Source organism: Vagococcus salmoninarum (genome assembly GCF_003987495.1).
Taxonomy (GTDB): Bacteria; Bacillota; Bacilli; order Lactobacillales; family Vagococcaceae; genus Vagococcus_D; species Vagococcus_D salmoninarum.
This window is the reverse complement of record NZ_NGJU01000012.1, coordinates 15678-32377: the sequence shown is the minus strand read 5'-3', so window position 1 is coordinate 32377 and position 16700 is coordinate 15678. Positions and strand designations below refer to the sequence as shown.

The 16700-nt window shown below is 38.0% G+C and carries 16 protein-coding genes; 4 read left to right on the top strand and 12 right to left on the bottom strand.

Annotated features, from left to right (window positions below; genetic code table 11):
* Positions 1-13 precede the first annotated feature (13 nt).
* From CBF35_RS08665 to uvrB, 4 genes are all read right to left on the bottom strand, one after another.
* The gene (locus tag CBF35_RS08665) at positions 14-292 is read right to left on the bottom strand and encodes an SAM-dependent methyltransferase (protein ID WP_126780173.1); all 279 of its coding nucleotides are present in this window, start codon (positions 290-292) and stop codon (positions 14-16) included.
* A gap of 6 nt (positions 293-298) precedes the next feature.
* Entirely contained in the window at positions 299-1081 is a 783-nt protein-coding gene (locus tag CBF35_RS08660; RefSeq protein ID WP_126780171.1) for an alpha/beta hydrolase, read from the bottom strand.
* A gap of 251 nt (positions 1082-1332) precedes the next feature.
* A complete protein-coding gene (gene uvrA / locus CBF35_RS08655; RefSeq protein ID WP_126780169.1) occupies positions 1333-4155 on the bottom strand; it encodes an excinuclease ABC subunit UvrA in 2823 nt (940 codons plus the stop codon).
* A gap of 30 nt (positions 4156-4185) precedes the next feature.
* Complete coding sequence (gene uvrB, locus CBF35_RS08650) at positions 4186-6180, bottom strand: excinuclease ABC subunit UvrB (RefSeq protein WP_126780167.1); 1995 nt, start codon at positions 6178-6180, stop codon at positions 4186-4188.
* Positions 6181-6467: 287 nt separating this feature from the next.
* Here uvrB and CBF35_RS08645 point away from each other — a divergent pair, with 287 nt between their 5' ends.
* Entirely contained in the window at positions 6468-7913 is a 1446-nt protein-coding gene (locus CBF35_RS08645; RefSeq protein ID WP_126780165.1) for an amino acid ABC transporter substrate-binding protein/permease, read from the top strand.
* Positions 7903-8640, top strand: a complete 738-nt coding sequence (locus CBF35_RS08640; RefSeq protein WP_126780163.1) for an amino acid ABC transporter ATP-binding protein — start codon at positions 7903-7905, stop codon at positions 8638-8640. The genes CBF35_RS08645 and CBF35_RS08640 overlap by 11 nt, the downstream gene beginning before the upstream one ends.
* Positions 8641-8732: 92 nt before the next feature.
* On the opposite strand, the gene CBF35_RS08635 is transcribed toward CBF35_RS08640, so the two are convergent.
* From CBF35_RS08635 to CBF35_RS08625, 3 genes are all read right to left on the bottom strand, one after another.
* Entirely contained in the window at positions 8733-8981 is a 249-nt protein-coding gene (locus tag CBF35_RS08635; RefSeq protein WP_126780161.1) for a hypothetical protein, read from the bottom strand.
* A 60-nt stretch (positions 8982-9041) separates the two neighbouring features.
* Complete coding sequence (locus CBF35_RS08630; protein ID WP_126780159.1) at positions 9042-9707, bottom strand: hypothetical protein; 666 nt, start codon at positions 9705-9707, stop codon at positions 9042-9044.
* Positions 9708-9943: 236 nt separating this feature from the next.
* Positions 9944-10285, bottom strand: a complete 342-nt coding sequence (locus CBF35_RS08625) for a thioredoxin family protein (RefSeq protein ID WP_126780157.1) — start codon at positions 10283-10285, stop codon at positions 9944-9946.
* Between the two features lie 188 nt (positions 10286-10473).
* Here CBF35_RS08625 and CBF35_RS08620 point away from each other — a divergent pair, with 188 nt between their 5' ends.
* Complete coding sequence (locus CBF35_RS08620) at positions 10474-10731, top strand: hypothetical protein (protein WP_126780155.1); 258 nt, start codon at positions 10474-10476, stop codon at positions 10729-10731.
* A 60-nt stretch (positions 10732-10791) separates the two neighbouring features.
* Here the strand turns inward: CBF35_RS08620 and CBF35_RS08615 are convergent, their stop codons facing one another.
* From CBF35_RS08615 to CBF35_RS08595, 5 genes are all read right to left on the bottom strand, one after another.
* On the bottom strand, positions 10792-11508 hold the full coding sequence (locus CBF35_RS08615; RefSeq protein ID WP_126780153.1) for a YebC/PmpR family DNA-binding transcriptional regulator: 717 nt from the start codon (positions 11506-11508) through the stop codon (positions 10792-10794).
* A 97-nt stretch (positions 11509-11605) separates the two neighbouring features.
* Positions 11606-12784, bottom strand: coding sequence for a nucleotidyltransferase (locus CBF35_RS08610; RefSeq protein ID WP_126780151.1), 1179 nt, complete (start codon positions 12782-12784; stop codon positions 11606-11608).
* A complete protein-coding gene (locus CBF35_RS08605; RefSeq protein ID WP_126780149.1) occupies positions 12781-13356 on the bottom strand; it encodes a nucleotidyltransferase family protein in 576 nt (191 codons plus the stop codon). The genes CBF35_RS08610 and CBF35_RS08605 overlap by 4 nt, the downstream gene beginning before the upstream one ends.
* A gap of 72 nt (positions 13357-13428) precedes the next feature.
* Entirely contained in the window at positions 13429-14346 is a 918-nt protein-coding gene (gene trxB / locus CBF35_RS08600) for a thioredoxin-disulfide reductase (protein WP_126780147.1), read from the bottom strand.
* Positions 14347-14498: 152 nt separating this feature from the next.
* Complete coding sequence (locus tag CBF35_RS08595) at positions 14499-16019, bottom strand: flavocytochrome c (protein ID WP_126780145.1); 1521 nt, start codon at positions 16017-16019, stop codon at positions 14499-14501.
* A 194-nt stretch (positions 16020-16213) separates the two neighbouring features.
* Here CBF35_RS08595 and CBF35_RS08590 point away from each other — a divergent pair, with 194 nt between their 5' ends.
* Entirely contained in the window at positions 16214-16672 is a 459-nt protein-coding gene (locus CBF35_RS08590) for a DIP1984 family protein (protein ID WP_126780143.1), read from the top strand.
* Positions 16673-16700 lie beyond the last annotated feature (28 nt).

Below are 16700 nucleotides of genomic sequence, written 5' to 3'. Positions count from 1 at the left end.
ATTTTAAAAAAGGCTATTTAATTTTTAAAACTTTGGCGATCAATTCGCCGACATTTTTAGGGGTAATTGTCTCAGATAGCTGGGATATAGTCAGGTTTGCGGCTAAGAGCGCTTCCCGGTTCTTCGCCTTTTCAATAGTCAAAGGCCTCAAACTTTTTTCTTTTTGATAGTGATAATCGAAAATAAGGTCCTTGTTATTGGATATCACATGGATTTTCCCTTGAGAGACATACCAATAAAAGACTTGGTCTTGGACAACAATTTTTCGTTTGCCTTTTTTTGATAGTGCCATTTCATCTCATCCTTTATTTTTACGCGTCCACCTTAAACCAGCGACTAAAGCTTCATTAAAATGATACCAATCGTGATTCCCTGGTAATTCACAATAAGTGATTTGCCAACCTAAACGGCTAATTTCTTCATTAAATATCCGATTATTTGCTAGTAAATTATCTGCCGTGCCACAACTAACAAAAACATTCGGTCGTTCCCTCTCAGGTATTTTCGTCGCCAAGCTGAGTAAATCGACACTTTCATCAATTGCTAACTCCGGACCAAAGGCACTTTCTAAATCTTTCAAAATGGCTGGATTAAGGCCTTCACGACTTTGACTTTCCACTCTTCTTAATTCTGGTAACTCTTGTTTAACTAGTAACATGGCCGAAGAGAAAGCTAAGACATTACCAAATGTTTCTGGATAATTCAACCCACATTTCAAGGCACCATAGCCACCCATCGAGGCACCCATAATATAAGTATCTTCTTTACGGCTACTAATATTAAAAGTTTGCTTGATTATTTTTGGTAGCTCCAAACTAATATAATCAAAATAATTCAAGCCATAGCGCATATTAGTATAAAAACTGCGGTTAACTTCAGGCATTACAAAAATCATTTGATACTTATTAGCATAGACAGGTAACATAGTATTCGTCAACCAACTATCATGATTACCGGTTAAGCCATGAAGTAAATAAGCAACTGGATACTTCTCATTACTATCATAATCTTTAGGTGTTAGAATCGTGAGACCTGTATCTAAATCTAAGACTTTTGAATAAACACTTCCTCGTAGAATCATTGCAACTCACTCCTTTGTCTTTTGCTAATCATATCATAACTGTCACCACGATAAAAAAAGAAAAACACTTTTCAAATGAACTCATCTGAAAAGCATTTTCCTTGAACGGAATTTATTTTATAGGGTAGATAAGATAGACCAATTTCTTAGAATGCCTTATCTATAAATGTATTCTATCCCGTAACCCTCGGAAAGACAAGGCTATAACTTGTTTTTTATGAAGAAACAAGTTTTTTTAAACATTATACCTTTTACTTTTTAATCACCGTTTTCAAGTAATGTCCAGTATAACTGTCTTTAACTTTCACTAGTTCTTCCGGTGTTCCTGTTGCAATAATCATGCCTCCACCGTCGCCACCTTCTGGGCCTAAATCGATAATATGATCCGCTGTTTTGATAACATCTAAATTATGCTCAATGACTAAAACAGTATTGCCCGTTTCAACTAAACGATCTAAGACTTCTAATAAACGACCAATATCGTCAGTATGCAGTCCCGTCGTTGGCTCATCGAGAATATAGAAGCTATTACCTGTGGAGCGTTTATGAAGCTCACTAGCAAGTTTCATCCGTTGAGCTTCCCCACCTGACAAGGTCGTCGCTGGCTGACCTAATGTCACATAGCCTAAACCAACGTCAACGATTGTTTGCAGTTTCCGGTTAATTTTCGGGATGTGTTTGAAAAAATCGACAGCATCTTCTATTGTTAAGTCTAAAATATCAGAAATATTTTTTCCTTTATAGTGAACTTCTAAGGTTTCAGAGTTATATCGCTTGCCATGACAAATTTCACAAGGAACGTAGACGTCTGGTAAAAAATGCATCTCAATTTTGATAATCCCGTCACCACGACAGGCTTCACAACGACCGCCTTTAACGTTAAAACTAAAGCGACCTTTTTTATAGCCTCGAACTTTTGCTTCTGTTGTTTTCGCAAAAAGATCACGGACATCATCAAAAACACTTGTGTAAGTTGCTGGGTTACTACGGGGAGTCCGCCCAATTGGACTTTGGTCAATACTAATCATCTTATCAATTTCTTCATAACCAGTAATTTTTTTAAACTTCCCTGGTTTATTCGAATTACGATTTAATTTTTGAGCTAAAGATTTTTTCAATATTTGATTGACTAAGGTACTTTTCCCTGAGCCTGAAACACCTGTCACAGCAACAAATTTTCCAAGTGGGAAATCCACTGTCACATTTTTCAAGTTGTTTTCAACGGCACCGGTAATCCGGATTTTTTTACCATTTCCTTGACGACGCTCTTTCGGAACTGGAATCACTTTTTTTCCTGCTAAATATTGACCCGTCAAAGAATTCGGATTAGCTTCTACTTCTGCTGGTGTCCCGGCTGCGACAATCTCGCCACCTTGCTCACCTGCTCCTGGGCCAATATCGATTAAATAATCTGCCGCTCGCATTGTGTCTTCATCGTGCTCAACCACAATCAACGTATTGCCTAAGTCCCGCATTTTCTTTAAAGATTCAATTAAACGGTCATTATCTCGTTGGTGTAACCCAATCGATGGTTCGTCTAAAATATAAAGAACGCCAGATAAATTCGAACCAATTTGAGTCGCTAAACGAATTCTCTGAGCTTCGCCACCTGACAAAGTCCCTGATGAGCGACTTAAAGATAAGTAGTCTAACCCAACATTTTGTAAAAAGCTTAGACGATCTTTAACTTCTTTTAAGATTGGTCGTGCAATTAAGGTTTCTTGTTCACTTAAAGATAAGCCCTCAAAAAAGGCTAAAGCTTTAGTAATCGACTTTTGGCTAACTTCCCCAATATGAGTACCGTTGACTTTTACAGATAAGGCTTGGGCATTCAAACGGTAACCGTGACATGACTGACAAGGTAATTCTGTCATATACAAGCGCATTTGTTCACGGGTATAATCACTATTTGTTTCATGGTAACGACGCTGAATATTGTTTAAGACACCTTCAAAAGGAATGTCTACATCACGAACACCACCAAAATCATTTTGGTAATGGAAGTGGAATAACTCCCCTTCTGACCCATGAAGTAGCAACTTTTTCTGAGCTGGTGACAGCTTGTTATAAGGCGTATCGAAGTTAATTTTAAACGTCGTACAAGCTTGTTCTAGCATTTGCGGGTAATAATTCGAACTAATCGGATTCCACGGAGCAAACGCCCCTTCTCGCAGACTTAAACTGCCATCTGGAATAACTAAGTCTTCATCGACTTCTAGTTTCATACTTAAACCATCACAATCGGCACAAGCCCCAAAAGGCGCGTTGAAAGAGAACAGTCTTGGTTCTAGTTCACCAACTGTAAAGCCACAGTAAGGACAGGCATAGTGTTCGCTAAAGAGGATTTCTTCTTGATCAATCACATCAACTAAGGCATAACCTTCTGCCAACCGTAACGCCGCTTCAAATGAATCAAACAAGCGTGAACGGACACCTTCTTTAACGACAATTCGATCGACGACAATTTCAATTGAATGTTTCTTATTCTTATCTAATTCTGGTACTTCTGTCACATCGTATAACTCGCCATTAACTCGGGTTCTGACATACCCTTCTCGCTTAACCATCTCAAAAACCTTTTTATGTTGGCCTTTTTTGCCTGAAACAATCGGCGCTAAAATTTGAATTCTAGTCTTCTCTGGTAGCTCTAACACCCGGTCAACCATTTGTTCAACTGACTGACTAGAAATTTCCGTTCCATCATTTGGACAAATCGGGTGACCAATCCGGGCGAATAATAAGCGTAAGTAATCATTTATTTCCGTCACTGTGCCAACAGTGGAACGGGGATTTTTGCTCGTCGTCTTTTGGTCGATTGAAATTGCTGGACTAAGACCATCAATACTATCGACGTCTGGTTTATCCATCTGACCTAAAAATTGGCGGGCATAAGAAGATAAACTCTCAACGTAACGTCGTTGCCCTTCGGCATACAAGGTGTCAAAAGCTAAAGAACTTTTACCTGAACCGGATAGACCAGTAATTACTACAAATTTTTCTCGGGGTATCGTTACATCAATATTTTTTAAATTATGAGCTCGCGCTCCATGAATGACAATTTTGTCGTTAGCCACATTCCATCCTCCATCTCATCATTACCTTGTTTATTTGTTGCCTTTAAGTTCTAAGACTGTGTCTCGTAACGTCGCTGCTCGTTCAAAGTCGAGAGCTTTAGCCGCATCTTTCATCTCTTTCTCAAGACGCATTAAGACCTCGTCTTTCTCAGCTTTCGATAAGTTACGGTAATCTTTAGCTAAGTCGTACTCAGCATCATCTTCTGCTACTTTCGTAATTCTAATTAAATCACGAACTTCTTTAATAATCGTTGTTGGCACAATGCCATGTTTTTCATTATAGGCTTCTTGGATTGTCCGACGACGTGCAGTTTCATCAATGGCTTTTTGCATCGAATCGGTAATCTTATCCGCATACATAATAACTTTACCTTCAGAGTTTCGGGCTGCCCGTCCACTTGTTTGGACTAAGGAACGCTCACTTCGTAAGAAGCCTTCTTTGTCAGCATCTAGAATCGCAACTAAAGAAACTTCAGGAACATCTAAGCCTTCACGAAGTAAGTTAATCCCGATTAAGACATCGAATTCACCTAGACGTAGATCACGAATGATTTCCGTCCGTTCCATTGTTTTAATGTCACTATGTAAGTATTTAACTTTCATACCTAACTCTTTAAAGTAATCCGTTAAATCTTCCGACATTTTTTTCGTTAAAGTCGTAATAAAGACCCGTTCATTTTTTTCCACTCGTTCATTGATTTCTCCGACTAAGTCATCAATTTGTCCCATGATTGGACGCACTTCGATAATTGGGTCTAATAAGCCTGTTGGTCGAATGATTTGTTGAATGACTGAATCGGTCCGTTCCATTTCATAAGGTCCCGGCGTCGCTGAAACATACAAAATTTGGTTAACGTGATCTTCAAACTCCGTTAACTGTAACGGTCGGTTATCTAAGGCACTTGGTAAGCGAAAGCCATGATCAACTAACATCTGTTTCCGCGCTCGGTCACCATTATACATGCCACGAATTTGAGGTAAACTGACATGTGATTCATCAGCCACAATTAAAAAATCATCTGGAAAGAAATCAATTAAGGTGTAAGGCGCTTGACCTGGTTTCCTGCCATCCATATGTCGTGAATAGTTTTCAATTCCCGAACAGTAGCCCATCTCTCGCATCATTTCAATGTCGTAGTTTGTTCGCTGTTCTAGGCGCTGGGCTTCTAATAATTGGTCTTCCGAACGTAATTCTTTCAAACGGTCTGCTAACTCTTCTTGGATATTAGCAATCGCCTCTTCCATCTGTTCTTCATTTGTGACAAAGTGTTTCGCTGGAAAAATCGCTAAATGTTCCCGTTCCCCAATAATTTCGCCAGTTAAAGCATCGACTTCGCGAATCCGCTCGATTTCATCGCCAAAAAATTCAATCCGCATGGCATGTTCGTCTCGTGACGCTGGAAAGATTTCAACTACATCCCCTCGCACTCGAAAACGGCCTCGTTGAAAGTCAATGTCATTACGTTCAAACTGAATATCAACTAAGGCTGCTAATAACTGACTGCGGTCCATTTCCATCCCTGCTCGCAAGGATAAGACTTGGGATTGATATTCATCAGGATTACCTAACCCGTAAATACACGACACTGAAGAAACGACAATCACGTCATTCCGTTCTAATAAAGAACTTGTGGCTGAATGTCGTAACTTATCAATCTCATCATTAACACTCGCATCTTTTTCAATAAAAGTGTCACTTGATGGCACATACGCTTCTGGTTGGTAGTAGTCATAATAACTAACAAAATATTCTACTGCATTATTTGGAAAGAATTCTTTGAATTCCCCATAAAGTTGACCTGCTAAGGTTTTATTATGAGCAATTACTAAGGTTGGTTTATTAACTTCTTGGATAACGTTAGAAATCGTAAAAGTTTTCCCTGTCCCAGTAGCCCCTAGTAAAATTTGTTCCTTTTTATTTTCATTTAATCCTGCGACTAACTCTTTAATTGCTTGAGGTTGATCGCCATCTGGTTTGTATTTAGAAACTAACTCAAAATGCCGACTCGTGTCTTTTTCAATCATTTAATTGCCTCCTTAAATAGAAGTAGCTCCATAATAACTAGGGTACACATTCTTTGAAATAAAGTCACTTAGAAGGACTTACACAAAGGAAACATACGTTCTAGTTCACTTGTTAATTTTATCATACCGAACGTATTTTCGCCACTACTTTTCCTCAATTTGATTTTCACGAAAAAAAGACGTACTTACTTTTTAATCTTTCTTCTTTCATTTTTAATCTTTCTATTGTCTTTTAGTTATTTTCTAAGATATAATGTGGAGTAAATTAAATTTTAAGGAGGAATAAAATGAAGAAGAAACAGTTAATTATGCAACTTGTAACAGCTTTAGTTTTGCTCTTAACTTTAGTGCTAGGAAGTTCAACTGCTCAAGCCGAGAAAAAAACAACTTATGTTATAGGGACTGACATTACCTTTGCTCCTTTCGAATTCTCAGATAGTGATGGAAACTATATTGGTATTGATATGGATTTATTAGCCCGAATTGCCGAAATTGGTGATGTCACTTTCGACATTAAACCGGTAGGCTTTAGTTCGGCTGTTCAAGCCGTAGAAGCTGGGCAAATGGACGGAGTCATGGCAGGTATGACAATTACGGAAGAAAGACAAAAAAGTTTTGATTTTTCCGACCCTTACTTTCAAAGTGGTATTCAAATGGCTGTCGCCAGTGACAACCAGGACATTAGTGGCTATCACGACTTAACAGGTAAAACTGTAGCAGCTAAAACTGGTACTGAAAGTTCAGAATTTTTAGAAGCCCATAAAGATGAGTATGGCTACACGATTAAACTTTATGACACAGCGGACATTATGTACAGTGTCCTAAGTGCTGGTAATGTTGATGCGATTTTTGATGACTTTCCCGTGATTGGCTATGCTGTTAAACAAGGCCAACCGTTAAAACTAATTGGTGAGTTTGAAAAAGGTGGCAGTTACGGCTTTGGCGTTAAAAAAAGCCAAAACCCTGAATTGCTCGCATTATTCAATGCTGGCTTAGCAGAATTAAAAGCTAGTGGCGAATACGATGAGATTTTAAACACTTATATTGAAGCCCCAGAAGTTACTACTGATGAGCAAAGCTTCAAAGGGATTATCTTAAATAACTATCAATCCCTTTTAAAAGGTTTAGGTTATACATTGTTAATCACCTTTGCCTCATTTATCATTGCAACTATTATTGGGATTCTCTTCGGTTTAATGAGTGTCTCTGAAATTGGTCTCTTAAGAGGGATCGCCTCTCTATACGTGACAATTATTCGTGGGATTCCTTTGTATGTCTTTGCTTTATTTATCTACTTAGGTATTTCCAACTTTGCCGGAATTAAAATGGATCCTGTAATTGCTGGGATCATTACTTTAAGTCTAAATGCTGGTGCTTATATTGCGGAAATCGTTCGTGGGGGAATTAACGCTGTCCCTGCTGGTCAAACAGAAGCTGCCCGTAGTTTAGGCTTACCTTACAGCAAAACGATGGCTAAAATAATTTTACCCCAAGCTTTTAAAATTATGATTCCTTCATTTATTAATCAATTTGTCATTACTTTAAAAGACACAAGTATTTTATCCGCCATTGGTATTTTAGAACTCTTACGTTCTGGTCAAATTATTATGGCTCGTAACTTACAAGCCTTTAAAGTCTTACTAATTATTTCAATCATGTACTTAGTCGTGATCACGTTACTAACAAGTCTTTCTAAACGAATTGAAAGGAAGGTGCATAGAAATGGCAACTAAAGTTATTGTTGAGCATCTAATTAAACATTTTGGCGATAATCTTGTCTTAAACGATCTAAATACCACGATCAATGAAGGAGAAGTCGTCTGTATCATCGGCCCTTCTGGTTCTGGTAAAAGTACCTTTCTCCGTTGTTTAAATCAATTAGAAGAAACAACCAGTGGCACAATTATTGTTGACGGTTTTGACATGACGGATAAAAAAACGGATATTAATCTTGTTAGACAAAATATCGGCATGGTTTTCCAACATTTTAACTTATTCCCTCATTTGAGCGTTTTAGACAATATTATCTTAGCCCCTGTCGATCTAAAAGGCTTAACCAAAGCTGAAGCAACAACTCATGCTGAAGAACTATTAGCTATGGTTGGTTTGGCAGATAAACGAAATAGTTTCCCTGAGTCTTTATCTGGTGGGCAAAAACAACGGGTGGCAATCGCTCGCGCTTTGGCTATGACACCTGATATTATGCTTTTTGATGAACCGACGTCAGCCCTTGACCCGGAAATGGTTGGGGATGTCTTGAATGTCATGAAAAAACTCGCCCTTGACGGGATGACTATGGTTATCGTTACTCATGAAATGGGCTTCGCTAAAGAAGTTGCTGACCGAGTGATCTTTACTGACGGTGGCAAGTTCGTTGAAGAAGGAACTCCTCAAGAAATCTTTGACGCCCCACAGAACGAACGGACAATTGCTTTCTTAGACAAAGTCTTAAATATTTAGTTAAGTAAAAAAAACCATGACAACTGTCATGGTTTTTTTACTTGGCAATGAAATTAAGTGATTTTTAAAGGCATTCCTTTTAAACTAGGCCTTTATAGAAAAACTAACAAGTAGGTGACTAATAAAATCAGGACGGCCAGTAGTTTAACGATTAGCAGTTGCAGATTGCGCATTTGACTCAATGCTGCCGCAGCTAAAAATAAGCTACCGACAACGTATAAGTAATGATAAATTAAACTACTATCCCCTCTTTTTTGACTAAAGATAAAACCTAAAGACCAAAGTAATGACATACCAAAAATCACATACGCTCTTTTTACTTCCTTGGAATTTGAAGTCACTTCTGCCACTCCTTCAAAAGAATTTTTATGCTGTTGAAAGGTTACTACATGGGCTAACTTTTAAAACTCTAACGTCTTGGAACGTTCATCTAAATCCACGTACTCCATGTCTTTTAATTTCAATGGGACAATGATTTTCGTATAAACGGGACCAATTTCTGGGTAAAAACCAATTTCACTAAAGGCTTTATCATTAAGCTTATAGCTAAAGCCTGTTCTGACCGCTTTGTCGTAATCCTCTTTGAACTCAATATTTGGTGAGCTTAAATTAAGATTATATAAGTTATTGTAAATTTTTATATAGTAAATATGTTCAGTCTTCCCTAAGAAAGTCACTGATTCATCATCGATTACAACTTCTTTATCGTAAAAATGTAAATTGTCTAATTTTAAAACGTCAAGTTGATCGCCATGGCGTTTTTTAGAGTATTCGTAAATGAAAGGCTTCTTTTGCCGATCTCTAATCGCTGAGGATTGGTTGCTAGCGATTTCATTAAAACCTTTTAACGTTTGAACTTTCAAGTAACTATAGCTGCCGATAATCAAACCACAAACGGTAAATGAAATTAAGGCAATTGTTCTAAAACGGCTTTTATTCGCATATAATCCGAGTAAAATCACACCAAAAAAACAAAAACCGATAATAATAAATAGAAATGGTAACGTATTATTAATAAACAATTCCGAATTAAGCCATTCCGTTGCATCTATCTTACTGCCATTCATTTAATCGATCCCCTCCATTTATTTGGTATAGTTCGATTATACCTCATTTTTAAACTCTCTCCTAGTATTTTTTTGTTCAAATAACTTTTTGTGTAGGTTTTTTTGAATCTTTTGACTCTTACTTAATTCTAACTTCTTTAGTTTTTTTACATTTATGAACTAAAATATACAAAAAAATACTGAAAGCTTTCAATCATCAATCTCAGCCTTCAGTATTCCTATCTTTTATAAAAAAATTACTCTTGATTCATTGAACGAACACCTAAGACAATTTTTTCTAATTGTTGGCTAAACTCACTAATATTAACAATTCGGGCTTTCCGTAAATACTCTTTACCTTCCACAAATAGTAATAAAACTGGTACCGCTAAGACTTGAAACGCTTCTGCCACAGCTGGAGTTTTGATTGCATCTAGTTCGACTGTTGCGATTTCCGGATAATTTGCAATAATTTTTTCGATTTGTGGCTTCAGTCCATGACAGACGCTACAGTTTTCTTGGCCAATATAAAGAAAAACTAATTGCTCCTTAGCGATGACTTCTCGGACTTCTGATAATTGATTGTATTGATTAAACACTTGATCCACCTCTTTCAATTAAATTATACCGAATAAATTGAAAATAAACGAAAGTTTAGCTTTCAGAACACTAACTCGCTTAACTTAAGCTAGCTCTGTCCCTTTCATTTGAAAATCATTATTCTTATTTACTTTATTAAGTTGCCTTAGTATAATACGAATCATCAACATTTCAACAGGAGGTCATTATGAAAGATTACGACGCCGCTAATAAAAAGTTTTTTTTGATTCGAAAAATTGATTATATTTGTAATATAATTATGTTCTTTTGGTTAGTCATTACTTTCTTCGCTTTGATTTTTAACTTTCAACTATTTAAACAATCTTTTACCTTATTACTGCTCGTTTCCTTCCTCCTTGGTAGTTGGGAATTAGCTGCCTACTATCGCTTTCGCAAAAAATATCGACAAGAGCAGCTTGCAACTAAAAGCAAATGGCCTAATTAAGTGAAGGGATTTTTCCAAACAAAAAAAGGCAGAACGAATTCTGCCTTCACTTCAACATTATTAATCCATTTGAACATTGTGATGAACTTTTTGGACATCATCTAAGTCTTCTAACACATCGATTAAGCCTTCAAAACTAACTAAATCATCACCTTCAAGAGTCACTTCATTTTGGGCCATCATTTCTAATTCTGCCGCAGTGAATTCCGTCACACCTTGTTCTTTCAAAAATGTTCTAACATTGTTAAAATCTTCTGGTTCTGCATAAATGATCACTTGACCAGCTTCTTCTAATACGTCTTTAACTTCAATGTCTGCTTCTAAAAGTTTTTCAAACATTTCATCTGAATTATCGCCTTCATAAGCAAAGACTGCCGTGTTCTCAAACATATAAGCAACGGCACCACTAACACCCATGTTACCGCCATTCTTACCAAAGGCTGCTCGGACTTCTGAAACAGTGCGATTAACGTTATTAGTTAAAGCATCGACAATTAACATCGAGCCATTTGGGCCAAAGCCTTCATAACGGAGCTCTAAATAAGTCTCATCGCCACTGCCTTTAGCTTTTTCGATCGCCCGATCAATGACATGTCTTGGTACATTGTATGTTTTAGCACGATCTACTACAAATTGTAATTTTTGATTTAAATGGGGGTCCGGTTCACCTTGTTTGGCAGCTACATAAATTTCAATCCCAAATTTAGCATAAACTTGACTTGTTTTTCCTTCTTTAGCGGCTTTTTTTTCTTTAATATTCTCCCACTTACGTCCCATACTATTCATCTCTTTTCTTAATTCGTCTGATATCCTTATTCATTATACTGATATTTTCAAGTTTTGTTAAGCTTTTTTTACATAACCGACATTTTTTCTAATCTTTTTTTAAATATAGCGGTTTACGATAATAATCTTGTTCCGGTAAATGGCTTGAGAAGAGCTGATAGACTTGGCCGGCACGGATATCCAAGGCTACTTGTTGCTCAGTTTTTTGACTGACATTACTAATCAGTGGCAATGAACTTCCTTTCCCTTTAAGGCTTAAAAATTCTCGGCCTTTTTCTGTAAAGCCTAAAACTCTTAAATAGCTATTTTCCCAGACTGCTTCAATCTCAGTTTGTTTGACATTTAATAAGACATAAGTACATAAACGTTGAATTCTTGTCCAAGTAAAACGTTTCGTTTTCACTAAACTAACAAATTCTTCAAAGCTCTTGGCTTGATTAACTTGTTCTTTTAAGCGATATTCCAATCCTTCAACCATTTGATAAATCTCTCTTAAATCCGTCAGTGAACGCGTTAGTAATTGATATTTAAGCAAGGGCCAAGCGGCTTCCCAAGAAATTAAGGATTCGCCAGCGAGACTTGCAAAACTCCCTGCCGTTACTACTTTTTCCACTTGACTGAGCTCTTGGCGAAAAGCCGCTTGCCGAATCGCTGTGCCACTAGCAAATTCTTGAGAGTGAATCTTTTCCTCATGGTGGTTAGCAACTGCCCGCTGAATCGGGTATAAGTTCATTGGCTGCTGGTACACTTGATTAGCTTTGGCATAAGCCATTCCTAAAATATGATTTGGCGATGTAAAGTCTAACTGCCACTCTGGATAGAGTTGGCGGTAAACGGCGGTCATTTGCTGAGGATAGCTCATCCCATTATTTTTCAAAGCATTGAAGGTTGTTTCGATTTCACTTAAATGTTCTTGATGAAAGGCTGCAAACCCTTGATAATCTAAGTCTTCTTGATTATCAGTGCCAAAACACAAGTTTTCGACTTCTAGCCCTTGCAACAATTTAACTGCCCCAGTCGCAAAATAATCGGCGGACTGGACAGCGTAGGCAAAAGGTAATTCAATGACTAGATCCGCCCCTTGTTTTAAAGCTTCTTCAGCCCGAAGCCATTTATTAATAATTGCTGGCTCCCCTCGTTGTAAAAAATTGCCACTCATAACAGCGACAACTACATCTGCCCCACTAACTTGACGGGCCTGACTTAAATGATATTTATGACCAGCATGGAAAGGGTTATACTCAACAATCACGCCACAACTTTTCATTTGCTTCCCTCCCTAGGTAAGTCTTTAATAATTAAACTTGTCCACTGTTGCTGCCAGTTTTTTTTAGCGACCCGTGCTTGATAAACTTTTAAAAAATGCGGCTGTTCTCGGTAGCTAGGACTGGGGGCCACAACTAAATTGAATAGATCATGATAGCCATGAGGGGCGATTAATTCAATCTCAGAGCCCTTTTTTCGGGCGCCAATGGCAGTACACCTTTCAGGGAAATGGGCAATCCCTTCGTAAACCGACTGATACTGTTTCTGAGCGGGGTGATGGCAACCCATGTAATATTGATTTTTAACTTCCCACTCAAAGGTGGGATGTTTTTGATTTAGTTGAGTCTGTAGAGTGACACTCTCTTCATAAGGGACTTGATCATCATAATAAATCACATCAATATCTGAAAGCAGCTCTGAGCTAGCACCAGTCAACTGATTCCAAAGGGTGTTTCGCAAGGCACCGGCACACAAACAGCCTTCTTTTAAATGTAAGCTTTCAACAATTTCTAGAATTTCCATTAATGCTGGTGTTGCTTTAATTAACGCTCGTAAGCGATGCTCATACGTCATTTAAGGGACCTCCTAAACATAGAAAAATAGGAAGATTTCTCTCCCTATTTGGTTGCTTCTATTTTAACATGTTTAATCATTCATTGCTTCGATATATTTGTAAGCTTCTTGACCAGCGATACTACCATCACCAACAGCTGTTGCTACTTGGCGTAAAACAGTGGCACGGACATCACCGACGGCATAAATTCCAGGAATCCGGGTTTCCATTTTTTCATTCGTTGGAATCCACCCTTCCTCATCAGTAATTCCTAAGCCTTTAAAAGGAGCTGTTAGAGGATCTAATCCAACGTAAATAAAGACGCCATCAGCAGTAATTTCGGAAGTTTCACCGGTTTGTGTATCTTTCAGGCGTAAGCCTTTGACTTGCATGTCATTACCTAGAATTTCCTCTGCGGTACTGTTCCAAATAAAGTCGATTTTTTCATTTTTAAATGCCCGATCTTGCAAGATTTTTTGGGCTCTTAACGCATCACGACGGTGGATAATTGTAACTTTTTCAGCAACTTGAGTTAAGTAGCTACCTTCTTCAACTGCTGAATCGCCACCACCAATCACGACTAAGTGTTTATTACGGAAGAAAGGTCCATCACAGACGGCACAGTAAGAAACACCCCGGCCACTATATTCTTCTTCGCCAACTACGCCTAATTTACGGTGCTCAGAACCAGCGGCGATAATCACAACTTTCGTCTCAAATGTTTCATCTTCAGTGATAACTTTTTTGAATGTGCCATGGTCTTCAATCCCAGTCACAAAACCATAAGCGTGTTCAGCCCCAAAGTTACTTGAATCAGCCAACATTTTTTCCCCAAGTTCTGGGCCTTGCATAATCCCTACTCCAGGATAGTTTTCAACTTCTGCTGTATTATTTAATTGCCCCCCTGGTAAGCCACCTTCTAAAACAAGCACTGATAAGTCGGCTCTTGAAGCATATAAGGCTGCGGTCATTCCGCCGGGGCCTGCCCCGATAATGATTACGTCACGCATAATTTAACATCCTCTTTCCATTCAAATTCTATTATTACTTTACCTTTTAGTTGATTGTTTGTCTACCCTTATGCTTTTAATTTTAGTCCTTTAAATAGCTAAAAAAAGAGACAATTAAGGTTTGGATTCCTTAACTGTCTCTGAATGTCTCTTTATTTATTGGCAGTCACAAAAGCTGCTGCTTGGGTTCCTGCTTGACGACCGTAAATAATAATATCAGCTACGGCATTACCACCAATCCGGTTAGCACCATGTAAACCACCTGTTGCTTCCCCAGCTGCATAAAGACCTTTAATTACTGAGTTGTCAGCTTTTAAAACTTCGGCTTGAGGGTTAATTTTTAACCCGCCCATTGTATGGTGAATCCCAGGGGCAATTTTAATGGCGTAAAATGGTCCTTTAGCTAAATCATTGTCCATCCCAGTTTCCCGTTTAAACTCTGTATCAGCTTGCTCAGCCACAGCTTTGTTCCAGTTAGTTAAAGTCGTTGCCAATGCTTTATCATCGATTTCAATGGCTTTCGCTAAATCAGCAACTGTTTCGCCTGATTTTACAAAACCTTGTTTTTCATAAAAATCAATCGCTGTTACCCGTTCTTTAACACCAGCATCAAAGATTAAGTAGGCGGATTTTTCTGGTAAGGCAATAATCGCTGCTGAAACATTGTCTCGAGTTTCTAGTTCATTAATGAAACGTTGGCCGGCTTGAGAAACTAAAATAGCTCCTTCGCCACGAACGGCTTCAGTAACTAAAAATGACGTTTCTTGTTCAACTGTTGGGTGAATTTGAATTTCTTTCAGATCCACAGTCGCGGCTCCGATTTTTTCAGCCATTTTAATACCGTCACCTTGACTACCCTTTTGGTTAGTCGTGACAAAACCGTCTAAGTCTTTGTTGTACTCGGTAACCATGTCTAAGTTAGCACCGAAACCACCTGTTGCGACAATCACTGCATCAGTTGTAATAGTTTTCTCAATGTCACCTTCAAAGATAACGCGAACCCCACTAACTGAACCTTTTGTTTCAATGATTTCCTTAACGTCGGCTTCAGTAAAGAGAGGAATTTCTCTTTCGTAAACATTACGAAGCAAACCATCTACTAAATATTGACCAACAGCTGAACCGTCAGCTGGACGGTGAGTTCGTTTAACACTCATACCACCTGTAGTTGTTAAGTTGTTTAAAGTAATCCCCATGCCATCTAACCAATCAATCGCATCAGCAGAGCTATCGACAAAGTAACGTAATAATTCTGGATCATTCGTTTCCTTACCACCAGCTAATGTTTCTTCGTAAAACTTCTCGTTAGTATCCTCAATCTTTGCTTCTTTTTGAAATTTTGTTTCAGAAGCATTCATACCTGCTGAGGCTTTCAAAGTATTGCCCCCAGCTACTGGCATTTTTTCGAAAATAACTGGGTTTAAGCCAGCATCTTTCGCTTCAATAGCTGCTGCCATGCCACCACCACCAGCACCAATAATAATGACATCATAACTATCTTTTAATTCATCTAATGATAGTTTCTCGTGTTCTGAAGCACCTGATGTCACCTCAGATTTTTCCGTTGTTGCTTTTGTCTCATTCGTTGCTTTCTCTTTTGAATCACTGCTACAGCCAGTTGCCAATAACAGGACTGAGAAAAGTGAAACTAACCCAATACTAATTTTTTTCATGTCATACTCCCCCTTGGTTTTCTTGTTACCTATTTCACAACCAATATATCAAAAAGATTGTGAAAAAACAATTAAACTTTGTTTTTCTCATCTGTTTTTCATTTTCGAACATTAGTGAAAAGCAAGAATTTATTGATTCTCCCCTAATTGTGATAAACTATATTTAGTAATTAATCGATGGGAGGCTCTTAGTCATGAAATTAGCAGAAGCTTTATTATTACGTTCTGAGTACCAACAAAAATCCGAAAACTTACGGAACCGGATTCTCCAAAATTTAAAAACCCAAGAAGGTGAACCCCCCCATGAAGATCCGAATCTTCTCCTCCTTGAGTTTGAAGAAATTAGTTCACAATTAACTAGGCTGATCAAACAAATTCACCGAACTAATGCTTTGGCACTCTTACCAGATGGTCGGACTTTAGGGGATGCTCTAATCGATCGGGATGATCTTCTAAAAAGCCGGCAACTCCTTTCGACAATCGTTGAAAATGCCAATGAAGCTGATTACCGATTAACACGTACAGAAATCAAGATGACTGTGACCGTAAGTATTGCTGACTTTCAAAAGAAAATTGATCAGTTGTCTAAAGCCTTTCGCCAACTGGACACTCAAATTCAAGGCATTAACTGGACAGTTGAATTAGCTGAATAACAGCTAGTTGGTAATTATCCTAATGGAA